This window comes from Saccharothrix espanaensis DSM 44229 (assembly GCF_000328705.1).
GTDB lineage: Bacteria > Actinomycetota > Actinomycetes > Mycobacteriales > Pseudonocardiaceae > Actinosynnema > Actinosynnema espanaense.
Window position 1 is genome coordinate 890,277 of the sequence record NC_019673.1, and the last position, 25,488, is coordinate 915,764.

Genomic DNA, 25,488 nt, shown 5'->3' on the forward strand with positions numbered 1-25,488 from the left:
TCCCGCTGACGACAACTTCACCGATCACCGGGCACGATTGACCCGGCATCACGGGTGCGGGTGCTGTTGAACCGGCAGGGCAGGCGACACTTCTTCGGCCGACCGGTCCACACTCCGTGCCAGAACCGGGCAACACCGACGTGCGGGGAGCGATGAGCGAGCCACAGCAGGGCAACGGAACCCCCAGGTCCGGCGTGGACGACGGGGCCCACCGCAGGCTGGCTCCGCGCCCCCTCAACCGTCCCGCCGTGGACCCGGGCCAGACGGCCGTCTTCGGCCGACCGCACGGCGTGCCGGGCGCGTTCGCCGACCGCCACCCCCCGTCCCCGAACGGCAATGGCGCAGCGCCCGCGACCCACCTCGCGCCGCCGCCGCCCGAGGCCCTGACCACGGCGTTCGGCCGTCCGCAGGGCACCTCCGAACTGCTCCAGCGCCCGCCGCTGGACCTCAACGGCGAACCCGAGGTCGAGCCGGTCTTCTGGGAGGGCAAGCCGGCGGGCGACTCGTGGCGGGACCCGAGCGCCAGCGCCGTCATCGGCCCCCCGGCGGTGACCGAGGAGCCGGAAAAGGTCTCGACGGCCGCCTCCACCACCCCGGGCCCGCAACTGAGCGTCCCCGAACTCCTCTTCGGCCGGCGGGTCAAGCCCACCGCCCTGATCCTGCTGATGGTCGCGGCCCTGGTCGTCGGCGCGGCGGGCGGTTTCGTCGGCTGGCTGGTCGGCAAGGTCGGCAACCCCCTGACCGACGGCGGCGTCACGCTCGCCGACGTGCAGCCCGGCAAGGAGCGGCCGGTCGGCTCGGTCTCCGACATCGCCAAGCGGGTGACGCCGAGCGTCGTGTCCATCGAGTTCAAGGGTGCGAACGTGGCCGGCGTCGGCTCGGGCGTGGTCATCGAGGGCGGCGGCTACATCCTCACCAACGACCACGTCGTCGCCCCGGCCGTGCAGGACACGTCCGCGAAGCTCACCGTCGTGTTCACCGACGGCAAGCGCGCGGTCGCCCAGGTGGTCGGCCGTGACCCGAAGACCGACCTGGCCGTGATCAAGGTCCAGGTCGAGAACCCCACGGTCCTCCAGTTCGGCAACTCCGACGACCTGGCGGTCGGCGACGCGGTACTGGCCATCGGCTCCCCGCTGTCGCTGTCGAACACCGTCACCGAGGGCATCGTGAGCGCCCTGCACCGCCCCGTCACGGCGGCGGGGGAGAACGGCGGGCCCCAGGTCACCTACGACGCGATCCAGACCGACGCCGCCATCAACCCGGGCAACTCGGGCGGCGCGCTGGTCGACTCGTCCGGCACGCTGGTCGGCATCAACTCGTCCATCCGCACCGAAACCGGTGGCTCGGTGGGTCTCGGCTTCGCGATCTCCGGCAACTACGCCCGCAAGGTCTCCCAGGCCCTCATCCGCGACGGCCAGGTGAAGCACGCGGACATGAACCTCAACGTCCGCTCCGTCTCGGCGGAGACGGCGGAGGGTGCGAAGGTCCAGAACGTCCTGGAAGGCGGAGCGGCAGCCGCCGCCGGCATCCAGGAGGAGGACGTGATCACCAAGGTCGGCGACCGCATGGTCCGCAACGCCGCAGAGCTGACGGTAGCGGTGCGGAACCGTGAAATCGGGGAAACGATCCCGGTCGTACTGGCCAGGCAGGGCCGGGAGCTCACCGTGCAGGTGACGCTCAGGTCGGACTGACGGCTACTCTGGCTCTGGGCGGCAGTCGGCGGAGGTGACAGGCGAGTGTTCGACAGCATCGGCTGGATAGAGATCCTCATCATCGTGGTCGCGGGCCTGTTCATCCTGGGCCCGGAGCGCCTACCCTCAGCCGCCGCGTGGGTGGGCAAGACCATCCGCCAGGTACGCGAGTACGCGACGGGCGCACGTGATCAACTGAAGCAGGAGATGGGTCCCGAGTTCGACCAGTTGCGCAAGCCCCTCGAAGACCTCAGGGAACTACGCAACTTCGACCCGAAACGGGCCATCACCAAACACCTGTGGGACGACGTCCCGACAAACGGGAACAGCACGAAGCCGAACGGCTTCTCAGCACCCCACACCACAACTCCACAAGGCCCGACAGGAGCCCGGGAACGGGAACGCGAACGCCCGCTGCAACAAGGCGAACGCCCCCCATACGACCCGGACGCCACGTAAACAGAAAAGGCGCGCACCCACCCAGGTGCGCGCCTTTTCTGTGCGCCAGCACAGACCACCCAAAGAGTCGTGTCATCCCCGTATGGCCCGCGCGCCAGCGAACCGCGCTTGAGTAGGTAGTGCAAGCACGCCCTTCGCTTGCACTACCTACTCAAGGGTGGTTGTCTTTGACCGGGCCATACGGGGATGACACGACGTCCCACGCTCTTAGTCATCCTTGGCGGCTCGCCCGTCCGGCGAGGACGCTCTTCTTCTCGCCGCCCGGCTCGACCGTGCACTCGGCTCGACCAGCGCGCCCGGTAACGACCGCTCATTGGCGAGTCCAAGGCAAAAGCACTGGTCAGAGCGCCGCAGAAAGCTCAGGCGCGGCCGCCGGCCCCCGACACCATTATCGCACGAGGCACCGACAATCAGCCCGCAGTGACGGTTCGCCCCGTCACGCCGTGCCTGCCTCGCCGTGCCTGCCTCGCCACTTCGCCTGAGCGCGCTCAAGCAAGCACCTGCAGTTCGTGCTTCGATCCCGTGAGCAATCGCCCACCACGTTCGGTCACGTGATCAGAGATCCCGCCTGCACGTCCGACTTGCCTCAGTCTGGTAATCGGCGCCACCAGAGCCGATCGGAAGTGCCGACGGGAAAAGAATCAACGTCCGGCAGGAGAAACGTTCAGCAGGCGTCCGGCCAGTCCGCGCGATCGGACCGACAACTTGGCGGCCACCGAAGTCAGTACCTGTGCCGCAGTCGACGTCGGTGAAGCCAGCACGATCGGCGTTCCCTCGTCGCCCTGTTCGCGTACCCGCGGATCCAGCGGCACCTGTCCCAGCAAAGGCACATCGGCACCCACGGCCTTGGTGAGCGAGGCCGCTACCGCCTCTCCGCCTCCGCTGCCGAACACGTCCATCCGCGAGCCGTCCGGCAGTTCGAGCCACGACATGTTCTCGATCACGCCGGCCACCCGCTGGCGCGTCTGCAACGCGATCGACCCGGCGCGCTCGGCCACTTCCGCCGCCGCCTGCTGGGGCGTGGTCACGACCAGGATCTCCGCGTTCGGCACCAGCTGGGCCACCGAGATCGCCACGTCGCCGGTCCCCGGCGGCAGGTCCATCAGCAGCACGTCCAGGTCGCCCCAGAACACGTCCGCCAGGAACTGCTGCAACGCGCGGTGCAGCATCGGGCCGCGCCACACCACCGGGGTGTTGCCCGAGGTGAACATCCCGATCGAGATCAGCTTCACCCCGTGCGACTGGGGCGGCATGATCATTTTCTCGACCTGGGTGGGACGCGCGTCAGTGCCCAGCATTCGGGGGATCGAGTGCCCGTAGATGTCCGCGTCCACCACGCCGACCGACAGGCCGCGAGCCGCCATCGCCACGGCCAGGTTGACCGTCACGCTCGACTTGCCCACCCCGCCCTTGCCGGACGCGACGCAGAACACCCGCGTCAGCGATCCCGGCTGGGCGAACGGGATGACCGGCTCCTCCACGCCGCCGCGCAGCGACTTGCGGAGCTCGGTCCGCTGGGCGTCGCTCATCACGTCCAGCGCCACCCGGACCGACGACACGCCCTCCAGCGCCGACACCGCGCTCGTCACGTCGGCGGTGATCTTGTCGCGCATCGGGCAGCCGGCGACGGTCAGGTACACCTCGACGTCCACGACCCCGTCGGCCACCGACACCGACTTGACCATGCCGAGGTCCGTGATGGGTCGCCGGATTTCGGGGTCCTGCACCGCTGCCAGCGCCTTGTGCACGTCGTCAACGGTGGGAAGGGTCTGCGTCACTGGATCGCCTTCGATCGCCTTCAGAGGAGAACGCCATGCTACGGCGGCGCGGCGCACCTCCAAGCTACCGGTAGGTCACTTCGATTTCGGGGCCAGCGCGAAGCCGGTCGCGTGCTTTCCGTAACATTGCTATCCGTGCCGGAAACCGGAAGTGCCCGGTTGCCCACCCGAACCGAGCTCGGTGTGTGGCGATCCTTCCTCCGGGCCCATGCGCGGCTCACTCGGATCCTGGAAGCCGAACTGATCGCCGAGCAGCGCCTGTCGCTCGCGGCCTACGACGTCCTCGTGCAGCTCGCCGAGGCTCCGCAGTACCGACTGCGGATGACCGAACTGGCGGATGCCGTCCTGCTGTCGCGCTCCGGCGTGACCCGATTGGTCGACCGGCTGGAGCGCGCCGGCCTCGTGCTCCGGGAACGTGCCGACGGCGACGGCCGGGGCGTGGTCGCTGTGCTGACACCGCTGGGCCTGGACCGGCTGCGCATCGCGTCAGGCACCCACCTGACCGGTGTGGCGCGGCACTTCGCCGAGGTGTTCAGCCGGGCCGAACTGGAGGGCTTCGGCCGGTCCTGCGACCGGCTTGCCTCGGAAGACCCCTGATCTGGACCCACGCCCTCCAACCACCGACCCGACCACCGACCCAACCGACGAACCGACCACCGACCACCGACCAACAACCGACCGACAGACGGACAGACCGACAGACGGACAGACCAGCTAGGACGGCACGTCGTCCCACCGCGGATCGTCCTTCAACGCCTTGCGCCGCTGCTCCCGGAACACCCGGTCCAACTCGCCGCGCAGGAAGTCGCGCGTCGCGACCTCCCCCAGGGCCAGTCGCAACGCGGCGAGTTCCCGCGCCATGTACTCGGTGTCGGCCTTGGTCTGGGCGGCCCGCGCCCGGTCCTCCTCCAACGACACCCGGTCCCGGTCGTCCTGCCGGTTCTGGGCCAGCAGGATCAGCGGCGCGGCGTACGCGGCCTGCGTGGAGAACGCCAGGTTGAGCAGGATGAACGGGTACGGGTCCCACTGGAGGGACACCGCGACCAGGTTCAGCGTGATCCACACGATGACGAGCAGCGTCTGCCAGAACAGGAACTTCCCGGTGCCGAGGAACCGGGCGAGGCGCTCGGAGAACCTGCCGAACGCCTCCGGGTCGAGCTCGAACCGGAACCGCCCCGGCTGACGCGGTTGGTCCAGTCGGCGGCGTGGCAGCTCAGGCATGGGTCAGCCCCGTTTCCCGCCAGTTGTCCGGCAGCAGGTGGTCCAGCACGTCGTCGACGGTGACCGCGCCCACCAGGTGGTCCGACTCGTCCAAGACCGGCCCGCACACCAGGTTGTACGCGGCGAAGTACCTGGTCACGTCACTGAGCGACGCGTCCGGCGTCAACGTCGCCAGGTCGGTGTCCAGCACTCCGGCCACCAGGTCGGACGGCGGTTCGCGGAGCAGCCGTTGGATGTGCACGCACCCGAGGTACCGCCCGGTGGGCGTGGCGGTCGGCGGTCGGCACACGAACACCATGCTGGCCAACGCCGGCGTGAGGTCCGGGTTGCGCACGTGCGCCAGCGCCTCGGCCACCGTCGCGTCCGGCGCCAGCACCACCGGTTCCGGGGTCATCAACCCGCCCGCGGTGTCGAAGTTGTACTCCAGCAGGCGTTTCACCGGGGCCGACTCCTCCGGTTCCATCAGGTCCAGCAGCCGGTCCTTGTCCCGCTCGGGCAGTTCGGCCAGCAGGTCGGCGGCGTCGTCGGGGTTCATCGCCTCCAGCACGTCCGCGGCGCGCTCCTCGTCCAGGTGCGCCAGCAGGTCCTTCTGGTCGTCCTCGGGCAGTTCCTCGATGACGTCGGCCAGCCGCTCGTCGTCCAGCGCCTCGGCCACCTCGTACCGCCGCTTCACCGGCAGGCTGTGCAGCGCCAGCGCCACGTCCGCCGCGCGCATGGTCTCGAAGATCGCCACCAGGTGCTGCGCGCCCTGGGGCTGCCCGGCGATCTCGGTCACCGACAGCCCGGTCAGCTCCTCCCACCGCAGCACCTGCACCGGACCGCGCCGCGCGAGCCGGCCGGTGCGCTCCCGCACCGCGACCCGCGTCATCCGCCAGTCCCTGGTCCGGGTCGGTTCCATGGCCGCGTCGACCAGCACCGCGTCCTTCCCGCCGTCAACCCCACCTGCCCCACCTGCCCCACCGGCCCCGCCGCCCACCGCGCTGTCCACGCGCACGCGGGCGTCGAGCAGTTCGCCGACGACGAGGACCTCGTTGGTGCGCTGGTGGAAGTGCCGCAGGTTGACCGACCCGGTGGCGAGCGTCACGGCGTTCGGCTCGATCGAGGTGACGCGCAGCATCGGCACGAAGATCCGCCGCCGGGTGGCCAGTTCCAGCACCAGACCCAGCACGCGCGGCGGCTGCCGGTCGACGCGCAACCCGATCACCAAGTCGCGAACCTTGCCGATGGATTCCCCGTCGGGCCCGAACACGGGCAGTCCGGCGAGCTGAGCGGCGAAAACCCTGTTCACGGCGACCACCGGGCCAGGCTAACCAAGGTCGCGCCCGGCCGCTCCACGCCTCGCTCGCGCCGCAGCTCGGATCACCGCTCGGACCGCGGCTTGCACCGCGCTCGGACCGCGCTCGGACCGTGGCCTGACCGCGGCGTAGATCACCCGGTGCCGGGCACGGCCTGGAGCAGGAGCGGCGACGAGGAGAAGCCGTGCCGTTCGTAAACCGACACCGCCCGCACGCTGGAGTGCACGGTCACCCGCTCGGCCCCGGACTCCGACGCGGCCACCAGCACCGCGTCGATCAACTGCCCCCCGATCCCGTTGGACCTCTCCTCCGGCACCACGTACACGCACTGCACGTCCGCCGACACCCGCTCCACCGCACCGGGGTACGGCACCCGCGGAGTCAGCGCCAACCAGGCCATCCCCCGCACCCCTCCGCCCCGCAAAGCCACCCAGCACCGGTGCGATCCAAGGTGCTCCGCGGCCCACGCCGTGAAGCTCGTCACGAACTCGGCCAACCCCGTCGAAGGCGTCCCGTGCACCTCCTCCGCCCAGCGCCACCGCAGTTCGGCCACGGCGCTCATCCGATCCGGCCCGGCAGTCACGATCTCGACGGAATCCACGAACCCGATGATCCCGGCGAACCAGGTCTAGGGTCGAACCCGTGCTGAACTACGACGTCTTGGACGTGTTCACCGACCGCCCCTTCGCCGGCAACCAGCTCGCGGTCGTGCACAACGCCGAGGAACTGTCCGACCGCCAGATGCAGGCCGTCGCGCAGGAGTTCGGCTACTCCGAGACGGCGTTCCCGCTGCCGCCCACCGATCCCGCCGCCGACTACCGGCTGCGCATCTTCACGCCGATCACCGAACTCCCGTTCGCGGGCCACCCCAGCATCGGCACGGCCTGGCTGCTGGGGTCCACCGGCGGCCTGCCGCACGGCCCGGCGACCCAGCAGACCGCGCGCGGCCTGCACCGCGTGGTGCTCGACGCGGAACGGGCGACGCTGACCGGGGACGCCCCGGTCGTCGGCGACTACCTCGACGCGGGGCCGCTGGCCGGCGCGCTCGGCCTGTTCCGGTCGGACGTCTATCCGCACGCCGAGGCCGGGGTGGCGGGCGCGGGCCTGGACTTCACGTTCCTCCCGGTCCGCGCCGACGCCGTGACCCGGGCCGTGCCGCGCGCCGACCTCGCCGAGCACGTCGTCGGACGTGGCCTGGTGGCGGTGTCGTTCGTCGACGGCGCGGCGCACGTCCGGATGTTCCGGCGGACCGGGGGAGAAGACCCGGCCACCGGGTCCGCCGCCCTCGCGCTCGGCGTGTGGTTGGCCGACCGTGGGCTCCTGCACGGCGACGGCGAGCACAACATCACGGTGCGCCAAGGCGAAGAGCTGAGACGTCCCTCCACTTTGGACTGCACGGTGACGACGGTCGGCGGCGTCGCGACGCACGTGGCGGTCGGTGGCCGGGTCGTTCCGGTGGCGCACGGGCAGATCAGGGTGCCTTGAGCCCTCCTGATCAAGAGGTCTGCTGGATCAGAGCCCGCGCGATCACTTCGCTGAGCCCGGCCAGCTCGTGCTCACCGGCTTCCGTGCACCACAACCAGTTGTCGACGGCCCGGTACAGCGTCCACAACCGGGTGCGTTCGGCGTCCAGCTCGCCGAGGTCGCACAGCGCGGCCATCCGGTCCAGCACGCCGCGCTCGCCCGCCACCTCGTCGGCCCGGTTCCACAGCAACGGGACCACGCCGAACTCCCGGTCCCCGGCGACCGGCTTCGGGTCGATCATCAGCCACGGCTCGCGGTCGGCGCGCAGCACGTTCTCGTAGTGCAGGTCCTGGTTGACCAGCGTGTTCCCGGCGGTGGCGGTCAGCTCGCGGCCCAGTTCGTCGGCCAGCCCGACGAACCGGTCGGGCACGATCCCGCCCAGGTTCGCGTTCTCCTCCGCCAGCCCGTCGACCGAGACGCGGCGGAACTGCGGCCCGGCGGGCAGGCGCAACCGGCGCAGCAGGCCGCCGGTGACCTCCAGGGCTTCCTCGATGGACGTGTCGAGCAGCGTCTGGGTGTGGTCGAGGCGTTCCAGCAGCAGCGCGCCGCGCTCGTCGTCGCTGTCCAGCAGGCGCACGACGCCGTCGCCGTTCCACGCCCTGAGCGCCAACGGTTCCTGCCGCGTCTCCTTGTCCAGCCAGGTCAGCTTGAGCACGGCTGCGGTGCCGTCCGCACGTCGCACCGGGAGCACCACGGCGACGTAGCCGTTCATCAGGTCGCCGTCCGGGGTCAGCTCCCAGCGGGCGCAGAACTCGGTGGCCAGTGCGGGCAGGGTGTCCCGCCACGCCAGTACGTCGTCGCCGTGGTCGATGGCGAAGTCCGGCGGAACGATGATCACGCGGCCTCCTCTGTGTTCCGTAGGCGTGCGGATTCTTGGGCGCGTGCGGCTGTGGGGGTGGAGGTAAAGGGTCAGAGTTCCAAGCGGTAGACGGAATCCCACACGGGAGTGGTGTTCAGCCGCGCGGTCCGCAGAGCGGTCGAGGTCTCGTCGTCGGGGGTGATCAGACGCGCGGTAGCGGAAACGGTGACCAGGTGGGAGTGCGTCGACGGCGAGCGCACGGTGAGCGTGCACGTCACGCCGTCTGACAGTCCGGGCACCCGTTGCTCGGACCCACCGACCGCGACCAGGACGGTGTCGTCCCGCCACAGCGCCCACACCAGGCGCGCGTCGTGCCCGGCGGGTGCGACCCACACCGCAGCGGCCTTGCGGAGGGCGTTGTCCAGCACTCGGGTGATCTCCACCGGTTCAGCCTGCCACGGCCTGTGAGCCGGGACTCACGAAATAGCGGCCGACCACCCCGCGTGCCACCCTTCGCAGAACGAGAGTTACCGGCCGGTACGAGGAGGTACCCCAGTGGTCGACCAGCAGCGTCCCCGTCGCTCGTGTCTGGCCGTGCCCGGATCGAGCCAGAAGATGATCGACAAGGCCCGCACGCTGCCCGCGGACCAGGTGTTCCTCGACTTGGAGGACGCCTGCGCGCCACTGGCCAAGCCCGGTGCCCGCAAGACGATCGTCGCGTCGCTGAACGAGGGCGACTGGGGTTCGCGGGCCAGGGTCGTCCGGGTCAACGACTGGACCACCGAGTGGACCTACCGGGACGTGACCGAGGTCGTGGAGGGCGCGGGCGCGAACCTGGACTGCATCATGCTGCCCAAGGTGCAGACCGCGGAGCAGGTGCACGCGCTGGACCTGCTGCTCACCCAGATCGAGAAGACCATGGGCTACGAGGTCGGCCGGATCGGCATCGAGGCGCAGATCGAGAACGCGCTGGGCCTGATCAACGTCAACGCGATCGCCACCGCGTCACCGCGGGTCGAGACGATCATCTTCGGCCCGGCCGACTTCATGGCGTCGATCAACATGAAGTCCCTGGTGGTCGGTGAGCAGCCGCCGGGCTACGACGTCGGCGACGCCTACCACTACATCCTGATGCAGATCCTGATGGCGGCGCGCGCCCACGACAAGCAGGCCATCGACGGGCCGTACCTGCAGATCCGCGACGTCGACGGCTTCAAGCGGGTCGCCGGCCGGTCGGCCGCGCTGGGCTTCGACGGCAAGTGGGTGCTGCACCCCGGCCAGATCGACGCGGCGAACGAGGTGTTCAGCCCGAAGCAGGAGGACTACGACCACGCCGAGAACATCCTCGACGCGTACGACTACTACACGTCGGAGGCCGGCGGTCGGCGCGGCGCGGTCATGCTCGGTGACGAGATGATCGACGAGGCGTCGCGGAAGATGGCGCTGGTGATCTCGTCCAAGGGCCGTGCGGCGGGCATGTCCCGGACCGACGTGTGGGCTCCTCCGGCGGAGTAGGTGGAGCAGGCGGAGTAGGCCGGGGAAGCGGAGTGAGCGGAGTAGGTGGAGCAGGTCGGGGAAGACGAGAAGTGGGAAAGCCGGGAAGGCGAGCCGGGAAAGAGTGACGGTAGGTGCCGGGGAGGCCGACACAAAGTGGCCTCCCCGGTGAGCATTCCCACAAATCGCCGGAGAAATTGGCGATCAAGGGGTGGGGCCTGTGCATGGTGATTCCCATGTCACGTTCCCGTAATGCGAGGCCCCGGATACGGCTGTTCCGCCGGCGGCCCGCTGACGACCTGCTGGAGCGCAGTTTCCGCACCTGTCCCAGGTGCTCGACGGACGTCCACGTGTTCGCGGACGTCTGCCGGCACTGCGGTGGAGCGCTGGAACTCGGCGCGTAGATCTCCGCGCGTTCGAACCCTCGCCACGACCCTCGCCACGGGCCTCGCGGGCGGTGGCGGAGAGCCTGTCTGGATCAGGTGGTGAACGTGTAGGTCGTGTAGATGTCGTTGCCGTTCTTCACGATCCAGTAGACGGCCACGATCCACAGGATCACCGCGATCAGACCGAGCAGCGTGAACACGACCCCGAGGACCAGTCCCGCGGTGGCCAGCCCCCGCCCGTCCTCGCCGGTGCGCTTGATCTGGTTGCGGGCGATGATCCCGAGCACGATCCCGGCGGGGGCGAAGACGAATGCGCAGATCAGCGCGGCGATCGCCATCCCGTTGGTGCGCTTGGGCGGCGGGTAGTAGCCACCCTGCGGGTAGTAGGCCATGGAGCTTCCCCTCTAGGCGGTGGGGGCACAAGGTAACCCGCTGTTTCGGTTCAGCGGGTGGCGCGGAGCACCTTCGTGACGCGAACGGGCGTTAACCCGGCCATACTCGCCGGTAACCTCGGGAGCTACGAAGGGATACCTGCGATGGCGCGCCTGGCCCAGACCGCTGGACTCACCGACATCCAGGAGGAGATCCTCTCCACGGTCCGCACGTTCGTGGACAAGGAGATCATCCCGCACGCGCAGGCGCTCGAACACGGCGACACGTACCCGGCGGACATCGTCGAGGGCATGAAGGAGATGGGCCTGTTCGGGCTCACCATCCCGGAGGAGTTCGGCGGCCTCGGCGAGTCGCTGCTGACCTACGCGCTGGTGGTCGAGCAGATCGCCCGCGGCTGGATGTCGGTGTCAGGCGTGATCAACACGCACTTCATCGTCGCGCACATGCTCAAGCAGCACGGGACCCCCGAGCAGAAGCAGAAGTACCTGCCGCGCATGGCCACCGGCGAGGTGCGCGGCTCGTTCTCGATGTCCGAGCCGGAACTGGGGTCCGACGTGGCGGCCATCCGGACGCGCGCGACTCGGGCCGGGGGTGAAGCCGGCGCGGGTTCGTACGTGATCGACGGTCAGAAGATGTGGCTGACGAACGGCGGCACGTCGAACCTGACCGCGGTGCTGGTGAAGACGGACGAAGGCGCGGAGAAGGCCCACCAGAACCTGACGGCGTTCCTGGTCGAGAAGCCCGAGGGGTACGGGGAGGTCCTGCCCGGCCTGACCATCCCGGGGAAGATCGACAAGATGGGGTACAAGGGCGTCGACACCACGGAGATGGTGTTCGACGGCTTCGCCATCGGTGCCGACCAGGTGCTGGGCGGGACGCCGGGCCAAGGCTTCCGGCACATGATGGACGGCGTCGAGGTCGGCCGGGTCAACGTGGCGGCGCGGGCGTGCGGGATCGCGCTGCGGTCGTTCGAGCTGGCGATCGAGTACGCCCAGCAGCGCAAGACGTTCGGGAAGCCGATCGTGGAGCACCAGGCGATCGCGTTCAAGCTCGCCGAAATGGCCACGAAGGTCGAAGCGGCCCATTTGATGATGGTCAACGCGGCACGCTTGAAGGACTCCGGAGCGCGGAACGACGTCGAAGCGGGCATGGCGAAGTTGATCGCCTCGGAGTACTGCGCCGAAGTGACGCAGGAAGCGTTCCGCATTCACGGCGGGTACGGGTACTCGAAGGAGTACGAGATCGAGCGCCTGATGCGCGAAGCACCGTTCCTGTTGATCGGCGAGGGTACTAGCGAGATCCAGAAGACCATCATCAGCCGCGGCCTGCTGCGCGACTACCGGTCCCGAGGCTGACCTGGCTCGGTCGCGTGCGACTGGCCCTGCGGGTTGCGCTCGGTTCGGCGCGTTCCGCCAGGTCGTACGGCTGAGGGCGTTTCGCAGGTCGTACGGCTGAGGGCGTTTCGCAGGGCGTGCGGCTTGGGATGTTCCGTAGGTCGTGCTCGGCTTGGGGCGTTGCGCGGGTTGTACGGCGTGGGGGCGTTTCGCGGGTTGTACGGCGTGGGGCGTTTCGCAGGTCGTGCGAGGCGCGAGCGCGGGAGTCGCGTCGGCTGGATTGTCGGTGGGGCGTGGGATAATGGTGATCGGGGGCCGGCGGCCGCGCCTGGGTGGCGTTGCGGGTGGGTTGACCTGGGGGAACAAGCTAAAAGAGTCCTCGCCGGACGGGCGAGCCGCCAAGGATGACGGGCAGTGCGGTGGGCGTCGTGTCATCCCCGTATGGCCCGGTCGGAGACAACCACCCTTGGGCAGTGAGGGCAAGCGAAGGGCGTGCTTGCCCTCACTGCCCAAGCGCGGTTCGCTGGCGCGCGGGCCATACGGGGATGACACGACGCGGCAGGTGGATTGTGCGCTGCGCGCACTGGTGGGTGCGTGTGTGTGGTTCGGCTGAATGGGCGAAGGGGTGGGAGGGTCTGGGTCCGAAGTTTTGCCGTCGGGCTGACTTCGGGTGGTCCCTGCTGCTGGTCGTTGCGCAAACGGTCGTGTGTGTTCGGCTGTGGGGATGGCCGGGGTGGTCCGCGCTCGGGTGGGGTGGACTTGGGTGTTCGGGCTGGTCACGGTGGGTGGGTCGTGATATGCGGCGGGGGCTTCAGGTCACGGAAGCGTTGAGTTCCGGGTCACCCGTTTCGCGCTGTTCGCCCGCCCTTGGCAGGATGGGGGTGATCAGCAGAAGAGGTGGTCTCCGTGACGAGTTCCTTCTCCGGTCAGAGCCGGCCAGGTGTGCCGCCGCGACTGCCCACGCCACCTACCGGGTGGCCGATCGGCTCCTACGGCACCTACGAGGAGGCCCAGCGGGCGGTCGACCATCTTGCCGATGGTGATTTTCCCGTTCAGGAGGTGACCATCGTGGGTGTCGACCTGATGCTCGTCGAACGGGTCACCGGCCGCCTCACGTGGGGGCGGGTGCTGGGGACCGGTGCTGCTTCCGGGGCTTGGTTCGGGTTGTTCGTCGGTGTGCTGTTGTCCTTGTTCAACACGAACGCCGGCGCCAGTTTCGGGCCGATCCTCGTCGGGTTGATCGTCGGCATCGGGTTCGGGTTGATCTTCGCGGCGGTCGGGTACGGGTCGGCTCGCGGCAAGCGGGACTTCCAGTCCGCCAGCCAGCTCGTCGCCGGGCGCTACGACGTGCTGTGCCAGCCGCGCAACGCCGAGCGCGGGCGCGACCTGCTGGCCAAGCTCGCGATGCGGCCAGTCGACGCGCCGAAGGACTGAGGGTTTCACGATGGTGATCACCGGGTAGAGCCCTTCCGGGCTCCGGTGGTTGCGGCACCTGATCACCGGGCCTACGTTCGTTCCACCGGTCGGCCTCGCGGCCGCTCGGTGGGGCACGACGAGGTGCCGGGCGCTGCGGTCTGGCTCCTCCGCTGTCGGGAAGGAGGCTGGGCCGATGACACCTCATCGGTTGGCCGCCGTCGGGTGTGCCGCGCTGGTCGCGGCGTCCGGGCTGGCGGGGTGTGGCTCGGGTGACGGCGGGATCACCATCAACGTCTACAAGTACCCGCAGGAGAACTTCCAGAAGATCGTCGACCGGTGCAACGAGGCCGCGGACGGCTACCGGATCGTCTACCACAAGCTGCCTCGCGAGGCCGACGGGCAGCGGGAGCAGCTGGTCCGCCGGCTCGCCGCCGAGGACGACGGGATGGACGTCCTCGCGCTCGACGTGACCTGGACCGCCGAGCTGGCCAAGGCCGGTTGGATCAAGGAGTTCACCGGCTCGGCCAAGTCCGCGGTGGAGGACGGCACGCTGTCCACCCCGCTGGAGACCGCCCGCTACGAGGGCAAGCTGTACGGCGCTCCGGACAACACGAATGTCCAGCTCCTCTGGTACCGCAGTGACCTCGTCCCCACTCCGCCCAAGACCTGGGACGAGATGATCGAGATGGGCTCCCGGCTCAAGGCCGAGGGCAAGCCCGGCCTGGTCGAGGCGCAGGGCAAGCAGTACGAGGGCCTGGTCGTCCTGTTCAACACGCTGGTCAACTCCGCGGGCGGCGAGATCCTGGACGACAACGGCACCAAGGCCGTCGTGGACGACGGTGCCGTCAAGGCGCTCGAAGTGCTCAAGAAGTTCGCCACCTCGGACGTGGTGGACCCGTCGTTCTCGAACTTCGCCGAGGACGACGCGCGGCTGGCGATGGAGGGCGGCAAGGCCGCGTTCATGCTGAACTGGCCCTTCGTCTACGCCGCCGCGCAGAAGAAGCCCGAGTTCGCGGCGAACTTCAAGTGGGCGCCCTACCCGTCGATCGACGGTTCCGGCGCCAAGGTCACGGTCGGCGGGATCAACTACGCCGTCAGCGCGTTCACCCGGCAGTCCGAGAAGTCGTTCGACGCGGTGTCGTGCCTGCGGGGCGCGGAGAGCCAGAAGTTCGCGGCCATCAACGACGGTGTGCCGCCGACCATCGAATCGGTCTACGACGACCCGGAGATGGCCAAGCCCTACCCGATGAAGGAAGCCATCCTGGAGACGCTGAAGAACGCGAGCGTCCGCCCGCGCACCCCGGCGTACCAGAACGTCTCGACGGTGATCTCCACGATCTTGTCGCCGCCCGGGTCGATCGACCCGGAGGCCACCGCGGAGCGGTTGCGCACCGAGTTGCAGAACGCGCTCGACTCCAAGGGGGTGCTGCCATGAGCCACGCGTTGTCCGAGGAGAAGGGCGAGCGGGCGCCCGTCGAGGGGCGCAAGCCGGGCAGAGCCGCGCTGAGCGAGGGGAAGAAGGCCGAGCGGCGGCTGGGGCTGCTGCTGTGCGCGCCGGCCGTGCTGGTGATGGCGGCGGTCGCGGGCTGGCCGATCCTCTACTCGCTGTGGCTGTCCCTCCAGCGGTACGACCTGAAGTTCCCGGACCGCCAGGAGTTCGTCTGGTTCGACAACTACGTCACCGTGCTGTCCAACTCGTACTGGTGGAACGCGGTGTGGATCACGGTCGTGATCACCGTCGTGTCCGTGATCATCGAGTTGGTGCTGGGCATGGTGCTGGCGCTGATCATGCACCGCACGCTGGTCGGGCGGGGCATCGTGCGCACGTCGACGCTGATCCCGTACGGCATCGTGACGGTGGTGGCCGCGTTCTCGTGGCGCTACGCGTGGACGCCGGGCACCGGCTACCTGTCGGAGTTGGTGGCGGGCGGCGAACCCGTGCTGACGCAGAAGATCCCGGCGCTGATGGTGGTCATCCTGGCCGAGATCTGGAAGACCACGCCGTTCATGGCGCTGCTGCTGATGGCGGGCCTGGCCCTGGTGCCCGACGACCTGCTCAAGGCGGCGGCGATGGACGGCGCGAACGCGTGGCAGCGGTTCACCAAGGTGATGGTGCCGGTGATGAAACCGGCGATCCTGGTGGCGCTGCTGTTCCGCACGCTCGACGCGTTCCGGGTGTTCGACAACCTGTTCGTGCTGACCGGAGGGTCGCAGGGCACGACATCGGTCTCGATGATCGCCTACAACAACCTGATCAAGGGCCTGAACCTGGGCATCGGCTCGACGATGTCGGTGCTGATCTTCCTGATGGTGGCGTTGATCGCGTTCATCTTCATCAAGTTGTTCGGTACGGCGGCACCGGGCAGTGACGGCGGGGGGAGGCGCTGATGGCGGGTATCGGTGGTGCCGAGACCTCCGGGCGCAAGGCTCGGTGGGCGGTCCTCAACGTCCTGGTCGTGGCGTACGCGCTGTTCCCCGTGCTGTGGATCGTCTCGTTGTCCTTCAAGACGAAGGAGACGTTGGCGGACGGCAACTTCATCCCGCGCGAGTGGACGCTGGAGAACTACACGTCCATCTTCGCCACCACGGAGTTCGTGCGGGCGCTGGTGAACTCGATCGGCATCGCGATCATCGCCACCGCCGTCGCGGTGGTGTTCGGCACGATGGCCGCGTACGCGATCGCCCGGCTGGACTTCCCCGGCAAGCGGGTGCTGGTCGGGATCTCCCTGCTGGTGTCGATGTTCCCGCAGATCTCGCTGATCTCGCCGCTGTTCGAGATCGAGCGGACGCTCGGGCTGTTCGACACCTGGCCGGGCCTGATCCTGCCCTACATCACGTTCGGGCTGCCGCTGGCGATCTACACGCTGTCGGCGTTCTTCCGGGAGATCCCGTGGGAGCTGGAAAAAGCGGCCAAGATGGACGGCGCCACGCCCGGTCAGGCGTTCCGCCGGGTGATCGCGCCGCTGGCCGCGCCGGGCGTGTTCACCACGGCCATCCTGGTGTTCATCTTCTGCTGGAACGACTTCCTGTTCGCGATCTCGCTGACCTCCACCGAGAACTCGCGCACGGTCCCGGTGGCGCTGTCGTTCTTCACCGGCAGTTCCCAGTTCGAGGACCCGACCGGGTCGATCGCGGCGGCCGCCGTGGTGATCACGATCCCGATCATCCTGTTCGTGTTGTTCTTCCAGCGTCGGATCGTCGCCGGGTTGACCTCCGGCGCCGTCAAGGGGTGAAGCAATGGCCGAGATCGTGCTGGACAAGGTGAGCAAGCAGTACCCCGACGGCGCAGTGGCCGTGCGGGACGTGGACATCGAGATCGCCGACGGCGAGTTCATCATCCTGGTGGGCCCGTCCGGGTGCGGGAAGTCCACGACCCTGAACATGATCGCGGGGCTGGAGGACATCACCTCCGGCGAGCTGCGCATCGGCGGCGAGCGGGTCAACGAGCGCGCGCCCAAGGACCGTGACATCGCGATGGTGTTCCAGTCCTACGCGCTGTACCCGCACATGACGGTGAAGGAGAACATGGCCTTCCCGCTGCGGCTGGCGAAGGTCGACAACGCCACCGTGGAGAAGAAGGTCAAGGACGCGGCCGAGATCCTCGACCTCACCCAGCACCTGGACCGCAAACCGTCCAACCTCTCCGGCGGCCAGCGCCAGCGGGTGGCGATGGGGCGGGCGATCGTGCGCAGCCCCAAGGCGTTCCTGATGGACGAGCCGCTGTCCAACCTGGACGCCAAGCTGCGGGTGCAGATGCGGACCTCGGTGTCGCGCCTGCAGAAGCAGCTCGGCACCACGATGGTCTACGTGACGCACGACCAGACCGAGGCGATGACCCTCGGCGACCGGGTGGTGGTGATGCGGGGCGGCTCGGTGCAGCAGATCGGCGCGCCGCAGTACCTCTACGACCACCCGGCCAACCTGTTCGTGGCGGGGTTCATCGGCTCGCCGTCGATGAACTTCGTGCCCGCCGCGCTGGAGGGCGGGACGGTCCGCTCGCCGCTGGGCGACGTGCCGCTGACCGACCGGGTGCACGGGCTGCTCTCCGCCGCCGACGCGCCGCGCGAGGTGATCATGGGGCTGCGGCCCGAGCACTTCGAGGACTCCCGGCTGGTGGACGACGCGGTGCGCGCGCACGGCGTGACGTTCACCAGTCACGTGGACGTGCTGGAATCGATGGGCTCCGACAAGTACGCCTATTTCAGCCTGTCGGGTGAACAGGCCACGTCGGCGGAGCTGGCCGAGCTGGCCGCCGACGCGGGCTCGTCGGACGTGCCCGGTGGCGGCGTCTCGCTGGTCACCCGGCTCTCCGCCGCGTCGACGGCCACCGAGGGTGAGCAGGCCGACATCTGGTTCGACGCCGACAAGGTGCAGCTGTTCGACCCCGGCACCGGCCGCAACCTGACCTATTCCGGCGATTGATCGGCTCCGGGGGCCATCCGACTCGCTCGGGTGGCCCCCATTTGTCACAGGTCACGGGGAGTTACTGACCAGCCGGGACCATCGGCAGGGACGAACTCCATAGGCCATTCAGCGCAGCAAACGCACATCTCGCCGCTTTCGTGGCGCATTCGCTGCTGTCCGTCCGCACGCTGGTCGAAGGCGGGGATAACCCCGATCAACGGCGTCGGGGCAGGGGAGACCGCCGAGCACAGAAGAGAGCGCGCGATGGGGATTCTTGACGGAAAAGCGGTCGTGATCACCGGTGCGGGGCGCGGGCTGGGTGAGGCCTACGCGATGCACGCGGCGCAGTCGGGCGCCGCGGTCGTGGTCAACGATGTCGATGCTGACCTCGCCGAACAGGTGGCGGAGCACATCCGGGGGTACGGCGGGCGGGCGGTCGCCAGCACGCACACGGTGGCCGATCCGACCGAGGCGGAGAAGATCGTCGGAATGTGCCTGACCGAGTTCGGCCGGCTGGACGGCTTGGTGAACAACGCCGGGCTGAACTACGAGACCCTGCCGTGGGAGGACGACCCCGAATCGGTGCGTCGCACGGTCGAGGTCAACCTGCTGGGTGTCATATACACCGGAATGGCCGCGATGCGCGTGATGCGCGAACAGGGCGGTGGTTCCATCGTCAACATTTCGTCGGGGGCGTTCTTCGGGCAGCGCAAACTGTCCACCTATGCGGCGACCAAGGGCGCGGTGGCGTCCTTGAGCACGTCCTGGGCGCTGGACCTGGAGGGCGAGGGGATCCGCGTCAACGCGGTGTGCCCGGTCGCCCACACCCGCATGGTCTGGCGGTCCGAACGGTCACTGCGGGCGATCCCCGCCGACCGCACCCCCGGCAAGGTCGCGCCGCTGGTGCTGTTCCTGCTCAGCGACGCCGCCGAGGGGATCACCGGCCAGATCGTCCGGTGCAACGGCCGGCAGCTCCACCTCGTGGGGCACCCGTTCTTCAAGCAGCCGATCCTGGAGAGCGACACCTGGGACACCTCGTCGGTGAAACGGGCGTTCGACGGCGTGCTCCAGGCCCACCTGGAACCGTTCGGGCTGGAGAAGCGGATGCCGCCGCGACTGCGCGAGCTGGTGGAGCAGCCCGGCCAGACAGCGGTGTGAGGGGCGGGGCCTCGGGCGGCCCGTCCGAGGCGTGGAAGTGCCGCCCCCGCGCGGTGGCACTTCCCAGGAGGAGCGGCGTGCGTCCGGTGCCGACCGCCTGAGGGGTGCGGTCGGAACCTGACGCATGCCGCGCCGACGTCGTCCGAGAGGCGTTGGGGCGTGCGCGTCCACGACCATCTACCGGCACGGATGCCGGGCCCCGACGGGTTCGCCGACCAGGGTTCCGCCGAGGAGTGGAGCGGGTGCCGGCCGTCCACGTCCGCGGGACTGGTCGCCGGTGGGGAGGAGGCGGGCCGGGCAGTCGGGTGAAATTCGGCCGTGGGGCGGGAAATCGTGCTCGATCACCCGGTCAGGTGATTCTGGCGGGGCCGTACTCCGGTGCCACCATCGGGTCATGCCCGCGCGCAGGCCGAGGGTCACCGATTGGCGGCTGGTGGTCCAGTCGCGGTTGGACCGCGTCCGGGCCGACCTGGCCGCGCTGGGGCCGCCGGACCCGCTCGACCCGGAGAGCGCGCAGTGGCGGCTGGTCGCCGAGCAGGAGGCGGCCGTCGTGGAGGACATGGTCACCCGGCACGAGCCGCGCTGGCGGACGGTGGCCTCGTGGTGGTCGGGGTGGCACATCGAGCGGGCCTGGCGGTCGCTGCACGAGGCGGAGATCGCGGTCGTCGCGGCCGGCAGCGGGTTCCTGGGGCGGTTACCGGGGTTGCGGGCGCGGGTCGCGGAGAACCTGGAGGACGACGACCCGCGGCGGATCGCGCTGGAGGAGCTGCGGCCGGGCGAGTTCCCGCTGGTGGTGGAGCGGGAGCTGGTGGTCGACGCGTTGCGGGCGTCGTTCGACAAGTCGGATTTCGCGCACGTCGGGTCGCGGGCGCTGCGCAACAAGCTGATCGCCGCGTCGGTGGTGCTGCTCGCGGTGAACACGCTGCTGGGCGTCATCGGGCTGGTGAGCCCGGGGATGATCCCGATGTGCGTGGGGTCCGAGCGGCTGCCGACGGTGTGCCCGTCGGGGAAGAACGCGGCCGGCGTCGACGTGTGGCTGATCCAGGTGCTGGGCGCGTTCGGGGCGATCCTGTCGGCGGTGGTGCTGCTGCTGCGCCGGCGGCCGAGCTTGTCGCCGTACGTGATGATCGGCTACCAGGCCACCATCAAGATCCTGCTCGGGTCGGCGCTGGCGGTGATCGGGATCCTGGCGCTGGGCGCGGGCGTGACGACGGGGCTGATCGGCGTGGCCTCGCAGGCGGCGCTGCTGCTGTGGGCGGTGATCCTGGGGTACTCGCAGCAGGTGGCGACCCGCCTGCTGGACAGCTACGCCGACCGGGTGATGGACCAGGCCCGCCCGCTGCCCCGGCTGGAGGGGCCGAGGTAGGTCAGGGGCGGTGGCGGCTGGACCGGATGGTGTCGATGACGTCCTGGTCCCAGCGGTGGGTGCGGATGAGGCGGTAGCGCTCGGCGGCCACCCACATGTAGGCCTCGGTCTCCGTGCGGTCGCCGACCAGGCCGGCCTGGCGCAGCATCCCGACCACCGGCACGTACTCCTCGGTGTACCAGCGCAGGGCGATGGTCGGGCGGTCCAGGAACGCGCCCTCGTCCTGCATCAGGCGGAAGCCCCAGGCCTCGACGTGCTCGCCGAGCTCGGCGTACTCCCACGGGTCGGACAGCAGCACGGCCGTGCGGGCCTGCCCGGCCAGCGGCACGCGTTCCAGGAACAGCCGGCGGTAGTCCTTGACGATCAGGTCGCCCCGGTGCCGGATGCCGTGGGCCGCCACCCGGGTCACGACCTCCGTCACGTACGCGTCGATCACGGTCAGGCCGAGCGCGTGCGCGACCGACACCCGGTGGTGGCCGTCCTGGACGAAGTGCAGGTCACCCACCCGGTAGACCTCGATCGGCGGCACCGCCTCGCCCCGGCGGGCGGCCAGCGCCAGGCGCTGCCAGCGCTCCCGCACCCGCGCGGAGGTCGGCCGGAACCGGCGGTCGAAGTCGCGGGTGCGGTCGACGCTGCCCACGATCGAGTCCAGCCGGATGGTCCGCAGGCCGAGCCGGCGCTCGCCGAGCATCCCGAGCGCCTCCACCACCTCGTGGAACGGCAGCATGATGTTGACGTCGTCGGGCTCGCGCCGCAGCCACGCCGCCAGGCGGGACATCACCTGGCCGCGCCGGGCGCGCAGGAAGTCGTTCTCCGCGTCGGCGGCGGGGAACCCGGTGTCGCGGCGCATCAGCCGCCCTCCTCTCCGGCCGGCCCGCTCACGGGCACGTCCAGCACCTTGTACCCCACCACGTTGACCACGCGCGTGCGGTCGAGCAAGCGGTCCGGCCGGGGTGTGCCGTGCGGGTGGATGTGGCCGTGCAGCATCAGCGGCGGGTGCAGCCGGTGCACGGCGTCGTGCAGGCAGGCGAAGCCACGGTGCGGCGGGTCCGGCTCGTCGCCGCAGCCCAGCGGCGGCGAGTGGGTGAGCAGGACGTCCACGGCCCGTCCGTCGCGCAGGCCGCGCCACGCCGCCAGCCGGGCCACCCGGCGCACCCGCCGGGCCTGCTGCCGCTCGGTCCACTGGTTGGGGCCGTCGTTGTAGCGGATCGAGCCGCCCAGGCCGGCGATCCGCAGCCCGGCCACGTCGACCACCCGGCCGTCCGCGTTCACCGCGCCCGCCGGGCCGGGCCAGCGGGACGGGAGGCCGGCCCGCGTCCACAGGCCGCGCACGTTCGAGTAGCCGCTCAGGTCGACGTCGTGGTTGCCGGGGACGAACACGCACGGCCGGTCCAGCGCCGAGGTGAGGAACTCCAGGTAGTCGAACGGCAGGTCGCCCGCCGCGACGACCAGGTCGACGTCGTGCCGGCGCACCTGTTCGGTCCACAGCTGCTCGACCACCTCGTCCGCCACCGCGAGCACCTTCGGCATCCGTCGAGCCTAAGGCCGGTGACCGCGCGCGACACCTCGTCGGTGAAAGGGTGAAATGCACGTTTCGCCTGCTGCCGCCCGGCGCGATTCGGACTAGCGTCCGGGGTGTGCTCGCCGAGATGTTCCTCGACGCGGCTCGCGGCTGTCGGGACCACAGTCCGCTCACCCACACCCTGCTGGTGTCGGCGGCGGACGATCTGGCGCGCGGCGGCATCACCGCGCAGGTGATGGCGGGTGCGGAGTGCGACCGCAAGGGCACCGTCCCCGGGCTGAGGTTCGCGAGCGCCCTGCACCGGACGGTGCTGGAGGGCCGCGCGCCGTGCCTGGCCAAGCACTACCCGACCGCGGGCGGCGAGCCGCACCTGGACACGCTGTGGGACGACGCCCTGCCGGTGCTGCACGAGCACGTGGACGAGCTGCGCGCGCTGGTCAACGCGACCGTCGTGCAGACCAACGAACCCGGCCGCAACGCTCCGTTGTTCGGCGGCCTGCAGACCGCGACGCACCTGGTCGCCGACGCGGTCGGCCGGCGCACCACGTTCCCGGTGCGGCTGCTGGAGGTGGGCGCGTCCGGCGGCCTGAACCTGCGCCCGCACCGGATCGCCTACCGGGTGGGCGAGGAGGTCTTCGGCGACGTCGGCAGCCCGTTCGTGCTCGACACCGGGTGGACCGGCCGCCCCGAGGTGGACCTGTCGCACAACCTGCGGGTGGTGCGCCGGGCGGGCTGCGACCTGAACCCGGTCGACGTGTGCACCGACGACGGCCGGCTGCACCTGTCGTCGTTCGTGTGGGCGGACCAGCGGTGGCGGTGGGAACGCCTGCAAGCCGCCGTCGGCCTGGCCCAGCTCGACCCGGTGCCGGTGCGGCGGGCGACCGGGCCGGAGTGGCTGGCCGAGCAGTTGGCGCGGCCGGAGCGGGACGTGCTCACCGTGGTGTGGCACTCGGTGGTGTGGCAGTACGTGTCGCCGGCGGACCGCGCCATGGGGCGGTCGATCCTGGCCGACGCGGCGGCCCGCGCGACCCCGATGGCACCGCTGGCCCTGCTGGTGTTCGAGCCCAGGCGCACGCACGAGCGGACCCGGTACGACTTCCAGCTGCTGCTGAAGCTGTGGCCCAGCGGGATCTCGCTGCGGTTGGGCGCGGGCGCGGGGCACGGCATCCCGTTCGTCTGGCAGACCCGGCCCTGGAGCTGAGGGGTCAGGTGGTGCGGCTCGGGCGCAGGGCAGTGGGCGGGACGTGAACCCACGCGGGTTCATCGACTTCCTTGCACACCACGCGCACCGGGCGGTAGTCGGTCGTTCGGATTCCCCGGTAGCCGTGGCGCACGACCGCCCGGTGCACCACGTCGGACACCATCACCACCAGGTCCGCTTCCGGGGTCGCGTGCTGCGCCTCGTACAGGGGAGCGCTGTCCACCAGGCGGCACGCGGTGTTGAGGTCCGCGCCCACCCAGCCGTACGGGTCGCGCACGAGCTCGCCCGCGTGCACCGCCATCCGCAGCCGGATCCGCTCCGCGACGCCGAGCAGTTCCGCGCCCAGCAACGGGACCAGCGGCTCCAGAACGTCTACTTTGGACACTGTGGGCGGCACGAGCACGATGAGCCCGTCGCCCCGGTCCTCGGTGACGAGCCGCCGCCGGGGCACCCCGGCGGCCCGGAAAGCCCGTCGCACCACGGTGTGCAGCGCCGCCCGCGCCCGTACCTGCGCGCGGTTGTCACGTCTGCCGTAGCCGGCGATGTCGAACACGACGACCGTCCGGTGCAGCGGACGGCTCGGCGCCAGTCTGGTGTTCATCGGTCCCCACCTCCGCACTGGAGGTGGGGCGCGGGGGAGTGATCTCCCCTAGTTCCCGGTGGCGATCAGCAGGGTGACCGTGGTCAGCCAGCCGATCAGGAAGGCGAGGATCCAGAACCGGAGGTTGGTCAGCATTCTGGTCATGGTCGGGACGTCCCGTCGGGTCGGGGTGGACTGGGGGCTACAGCCAGCGGTTCCGACGGAATATTCGGTACAGGGTGAGGCAGGCGACCAGGATTATGGTGATCACCATGGGGTAGCCGTAGCGCCAGTGCAGCTCCGGCATGAAGTCGAAGTTCATCCCGTACACGCCGACGACCATGGTCGGCACGGAGATGATCGCCACCCAGGACGAGATCTTGCGCATGTCCGAGTTCTGCTGGAGCGTGATCTTGGCGAGCGTCGCGTCGACCAGCGTGGTCAGCAGCTCGTCGAAGTTCATCACCCGCTCGGAGACCTCGGTGAGGTGGTCGTCGACGTCGCGGAAGTACGACCGGACCTGCTCCGGGATCAGCGGCGTGTAGCCCTCGGCGAGCCGGCGCAGCGGCACGGCCAGCGGCATCACCGCCCGGCGCAGCTCCAGCACCTCGCGCTTCATCAGGTAGATCTGGTCGGCGCTGATCCGGCTGCGCGGCGCGAACACCAGCGCTTCCATCTGGTCGATGTCGTCCTCGATGTGGTCGGTCACCTCGAGGTAGTTGTCCACGACGTGGTCGGCGATCGAGTACAGCACCGCGGCCGGGCCGACCCGCAGCTTCTCGGCGTCCGACTCCAGTTCGCGGCGCACCGCGGCGAGCCCGGAGTGGTTGCCGTGCCGGACCGTGACCACGAAGTCGCGGCCCAGGAAGACCATGATCTCGCCGCTCTCCACGATCTCGTTGGCCGTGTCGGGGGACGCGTTCTGCACGTACCGCACGGTCTTGAGCACCATGAACAGCGTGTTGTCGTACCGCTCCAGCTTCGGCCGCTGGTGGGCGTGCACCGCGTCCTCGACGGCCAGCTCGTGCAGCCCGAACGTCTCCGCGACGCCCTGGATCTGCTCCTCGTCCGGCTCGTGCAGGCCGATCCAGACGAACCCGTCGCCACGCCGGCGCACCTCGTCCACGGCGTCGGTGTGCGACCACCGGCCGGACAGGCGCTCGCCGTCGACGTAGACGCCGCAGTCCACCACGTACGCCGACAGCGGCACCGGGATCGGGACCGAAGGGCGGTCGCGGTCGGGCACGCGGGCTCTCCGGCCGCCGAGCGAGGGCAAGCTGGGCACGGGTCCTCCAGACAGGGAGCGTCGACTCGCGGAACAAGATGACGACGGCACGTCCCCGACCGGACAGCACTGGGCCTAGCTGTGGGAAGCCGACCCTCCGCGGAGGACGCGCGAGGTACTCGCAGGATGGGGATCGTTGCTCATCGGCAGCCCTCACCTCCTCGGGTCGGTCGTCCGCGGCG

Annotated in this window: 25 protein-coding genes; 14 read left to right on the forward strand and 11 right to left on the reverse strand. The window is 69.8% G+C overall.

Going from position 1 to position 25,488, the window contains the following annotated elements; all coding sequences use genetic code 11:
• The first annotated feature begins 152 nt into the window (after positions 1–152).
• Together BN6_RS04350 and tatB are read left to right on the forward strand one after the other, a co-directional pair.
• Entirely contained in the window at positions 153–1,691 is a 1,539-nt protein-coding gene (locus tag BN6_RS04350; protein WP_015098325.1) for a S1C family serine protease, read from the forward strand.
• Positions 1,692–1,736: 45 nt separating this feature from the next.
• Positions 1,737–2,150 (forward strand): Sec-independent protein translocase protein TatB, encoded by a 414-nt coding sequence (tatB, locus tag BN6_RS04355; protein WP_015098326.1) that lies wholly within the window; start codon positions 1,737–1,739, stop codon positions 2,148–2,150.
• 641 nt (positions 2,151–2,791) lie between these two features.
• On the opposite strand, the gene BN6_RS04360 is transcribed toward tatB, so the two are convergent.
• Positions 2,792–3,928 carry an Mrp/NBP35 family ATP-binding protein gene (locus BN6_RS04360; RefSeq protein WP_015098327.1) on the reverse strand — a complete coding sequence of 379 codons (1,137 nt, stop codon included), beginning with the start codon at positions 3,926–3,928 and terminating at the stop codon, positions 2,792–2,794.
• Positions 3,929–4,063: 135 nt separating this feature from the next.
• Between BN6_RS04360 and BN6_RS04365 the strand changes: the two genes are divergently transcribed.
• Complete coding sequence (locus BN6_RS04365) at positions 4,064–4,525, forward strand: MarR family winged helix-turn-helix transcriptional regulator (RefSeq protein ID WP_041311911.1); 462 nt, start codon at positions 4,064–4,066, stop codon at positions 4,523–4,525.
• Positions 4,526–4,642: 117 nt separating this feature from the next.
• On the opposite strand, the gene BN6_RS04370 is transcribed toward BN6_RS04365, so the two are convergent.
• From BN6_RS04370 to BN6_RS04380, 3 genes are all read right to left on the reverse strand, one after another.
• The gene (locus BN6_RS04370; RefSeq protein ID WP_015098329.1) at positions 4,643–5,149 is read right to left on the reverse strand and encodes a DUF1003 domain-containing protein; all 507 of its coding nucleotides are present in this window, start codon (positions 5,147–5,149) and stop codon (positions 4,643–4,645) included.
• Positions 5,142–6,446 (reverse strand): magnesium transporter MgtE N-terminal domain-containing protein, encoded by a 1,305-nt coding sequence (locus BN6_RS04375; RefSeq protein ID WP_085983478.1) that lies wholly within the window; start codon positions 6,444–6,446, stop codon positions 5,142–5,144. The genes BN6_RS04370 and BN6_RS04375 overlap by 8 nt, the downstream gene beginning before the upstream one ends.
• A gap of 131 nt (positions 6,447–6,577) precedes the next feature.
• Positions 6,578–7,045, reverse strand: coding sequence for a GNAT family N-acetyltransferase (locus BN6_RS04380; RefSeq protein WP_015098331.1), 468 nt, complete (start codon positions 7,043–7,045; stop codon positions 6,578–6,580).
• A gap of 41 nt (positions 7,046–7,086) precedes the next feature.
• Between BN6_RS04380 and BN6_RS04385 the strand changes: the two genes are divergently transcribed.
• Entirely contained in the window at positions 7,087–7,929 is an 843-nt protein-coding gene (locus BN6_RS04385) for a PhzF family phenazine biosynthesis protein (protein WP_015098332.1), read from the forward strand.
• Positions 7,930–7,939: 10 nt separating this feature from the next.
• Here the strand turns inward: BN6_RS04385 and BN6_RS04390 are convergent, their stop codons facing one another.
• The gene (locus BN6_RS04390; protein ID WP_015098333.1) at positions 7,940–8,806 is read right to left on the reverse strand and encodes an aminoglycoside phosphotransferase family protein; all 867 of its coding nucleotides are present in this window, start codon (positions 8,804–8,806) and stop codon (positions 7,940–7,942) included.
• 71 nt (positions 8,807–8,877) lie between these two features.
• Positions 8,878–9,210 carry a hypothetical protein gene (locus BN6_RS04395; protein ID WP_231904996.1) on the reverse strand — a complete coding sequence of 111 codons (333 nt, stop codon included), beginning with the start codon at positions 9,208–9,210 and terminating at the stop codon, positions 8,878–8,880.
• 112 nt (positions 9,211–9,322) lie between these two features.
• On the opposite strand from BN6_RS04395, the gene BN6_RS04400 reads away from it, so the two are divergent.
• Positions 9,323–10,282 carry an HpcH/HpaI aldolase/citrate lyase family protein gene (locus BN6_RS04400; RefSeq protein WP_015098335.1) on the forward strand — a complete coding sequence of 320 codons (960 nt, stop codon included), beginning with the start codon at positions 9,323–9,325 and terminating at the stop codon, positions 10,280–10,282.
• 457 nt (positions 10,283–10,739) lie between these two features.
• Here BN6_RS04400 and BN6_RS04405 read toward each other — a convergent pair whose 3' ends face one another.
• On the reverse strand, positions 10,740–11,039 hold the full coding sequence (locus BN6_RS04405; protein ID WP_015098336.1) for a DUF4190 domain-containing protein: 300 nt from the start codon (positions 11,037–11,039) through the stop codon (positions 10,740–10,742).
• Between the two features lie 144 nt (positions 11,040–11,183).
• Between BN6_RS04405 and BN6_RS04410 the strand changes: the two genes are divergently transcribed.
• The 8 genes from BN6_RS04410 (at position 11,184) to BN6_RS04445 (ending at position 20,718) form a co-directional block, all read left to right on the forward strand.
• On the forward strand, positions 11,184–12,395 hold the full coding sequence (locus tag BN6_RS04410) for an acyl-CoA dehydrogenase family protein (RefSeq protein WP_041311914.1): 1,212 nt from the start codon (positions 11,184–11,186) through the stop codon (positions 12,393–12,395).
• A gap of 885 nt (positions 12,396–13,280) precedes the next feature.
• On the forward strand, positions 13,281–13,808 hold the full coding sequence (locus tag BN6_RS04415; RefSeq protein WP_041316022.1) for a general stress protein: 528 nt from the start codon (positions 13,281–13,283) through the stop codon (positions 13,806–13,808).
• 175 nt (positions 13,809–13,983) lie between these two features.
• Positions 13,984–15,225 carry an ABC transporter substrate-binding protein gene (locus tag BN6_RS04420; protein WP_015098340.1) on the forward strand — a complete coding sequence of 414 codons (1,242 nt, stop codon included), beginning with the start codon at positions 13,984–13,986 and terminating at the stop codon, positions 15,223–15,225.
• Positions 15,222–16,178: a carbohydrate ABC transporter permease gene (locus BN6_RS04425; RefSeq protein ID WP_015098341.1), complete on the forward strand. Its 957-nt coding sequence runs from the start codon at positions 15,222–15,224 to the stop codon at positions 16,176–16,178. Before BN6_RS04420 ends, BN6_RS04425 begins: the two co-directional genes overlap by 4 nt.
• A complete protein-coding gene (locus tag BN6_RS04430) occupies positions 16,178–17,023 on the forward strand; it encodes a carbohydrate ABC transporter permease (RefSeq protein WP_015098342.1) in 846 nt (281 codons plus the stop codon). The genes BN6_RS04425 and BN6_RS04430 overlap by 1 nt, the downstream gene beginning before the upstream one ends.
• A 4-nt stretch (positions 17,024–17,027) precedes the next feature.
• A complete protein-coding gene (locus BN6_RS04435) occupies positions 17,028–18,212 on the forward strand; it encodes an ABC transporter ATP-binding protein (RefSeq protein WP_015098343.1) in 1,185 nt (394 codons plus the stop codon).
• Between the two features lie 246 nt (positions 18,213–18,458).
• On the forward strand, positions 18,459–19,352 hold the full coding sequence (locus BN6_RS04440; RefSeq protein WP_041311917.1) for an SDR family NAD(P)-dependent oxidoreductase: 894 nt from the start codon (positions 18,459–18,461) through the stop codon (positions 19,350–19,352).
• Between the two features lie 394 nt (positions 19,353–19,746).
• The gene (locus BN6_RS04445) at positions 19,747–20,718 is read left to right on the forward strand and encodes a hypothetical protein (RefSeq protein WP_148302726.1); all 972 of its coding nucleotides are present in this window, start codon (positions 19,747–19,749) and stop codon (positions 20,716–20,718) included.
• 1 nt (position 20,719) lies between these two features.
• Here BN6_RS04445 and BN6_RS04450 read toward each other — a convergent pair whose 3' ends face one another.
• Positions 20,720–21,568 carry a ParB N-terminal domain-containing protein gene (locus BN6_RS04450; RefSeq protein ID WP_015098346.1) on the reverse strand — a complete coding sequence of 283 codons (849 nt, stop codon included), beginning with the start codon at positions 21,566–21,568 and terminating at the stop codon, positions 20,720–20,722.
• Positions 21,568–22,248, reverse strand: coding sequence for a metallophosphoesterase family protein (locus tag BN6_RS04455; protein WP_015098347.1), 681 nt, complete (start codon positions 22,246–22,248; stop codon positions 21,568–21,570). Before BN6_RS04455 ends, BN6_RS04450 begins: the two co-directional genes overlap by 1 nt.
• Positions 22,249–22,355: 107 nt before the next feature.
• Here BN6_RS04455 and BN6_RS04460 point away from each other — a divergent pair, with 107 nt between their 5' ends.
• Positions 22,356–23,441 carry a DUF2332 domain-containing protein gene (locus tag BN6_RS04460; RefSeq protein ID WP_015098348.1) on the forward strand — a complete coding sequence of 362 codons (1,086 nt, stop codon included), beginning with the start codon at positions 22,356–22,358 and terminating at the stop codon, positions 23,439–23,441.
• 4 nt (positions 23,442–23,445) lie between these two features.
• Here the strand turns inward: BN6_RS04460 and BN6_RS04465 are convergent, their stop codons facing one another.
• Positions 23,446–24,042, reverse strand: coding sequence for a hypothetical protein (locus tag BN6_RS04465; protein ID WP_015098349.1), 597 nt, complete (start codon positions 24,040–24,042; stop codon positions 23,446–23,448).
• 181 nt (positions 24,043–24,223) lie between these two features.
• Positions 24,224–25,306 (reverse strand): magnesium/cobalt transporter CorA, encoded by a 1,083-nt coding sequence (corA, locus tag BN6_RS04470; protein ID WP_015098351.1) that lies wholly within the window; start codon positions 25,304–25,306, stop codon positions 24,224–24,226.
• Positions 25,307–25,488 lie beyond the last annotated feature (182 nt).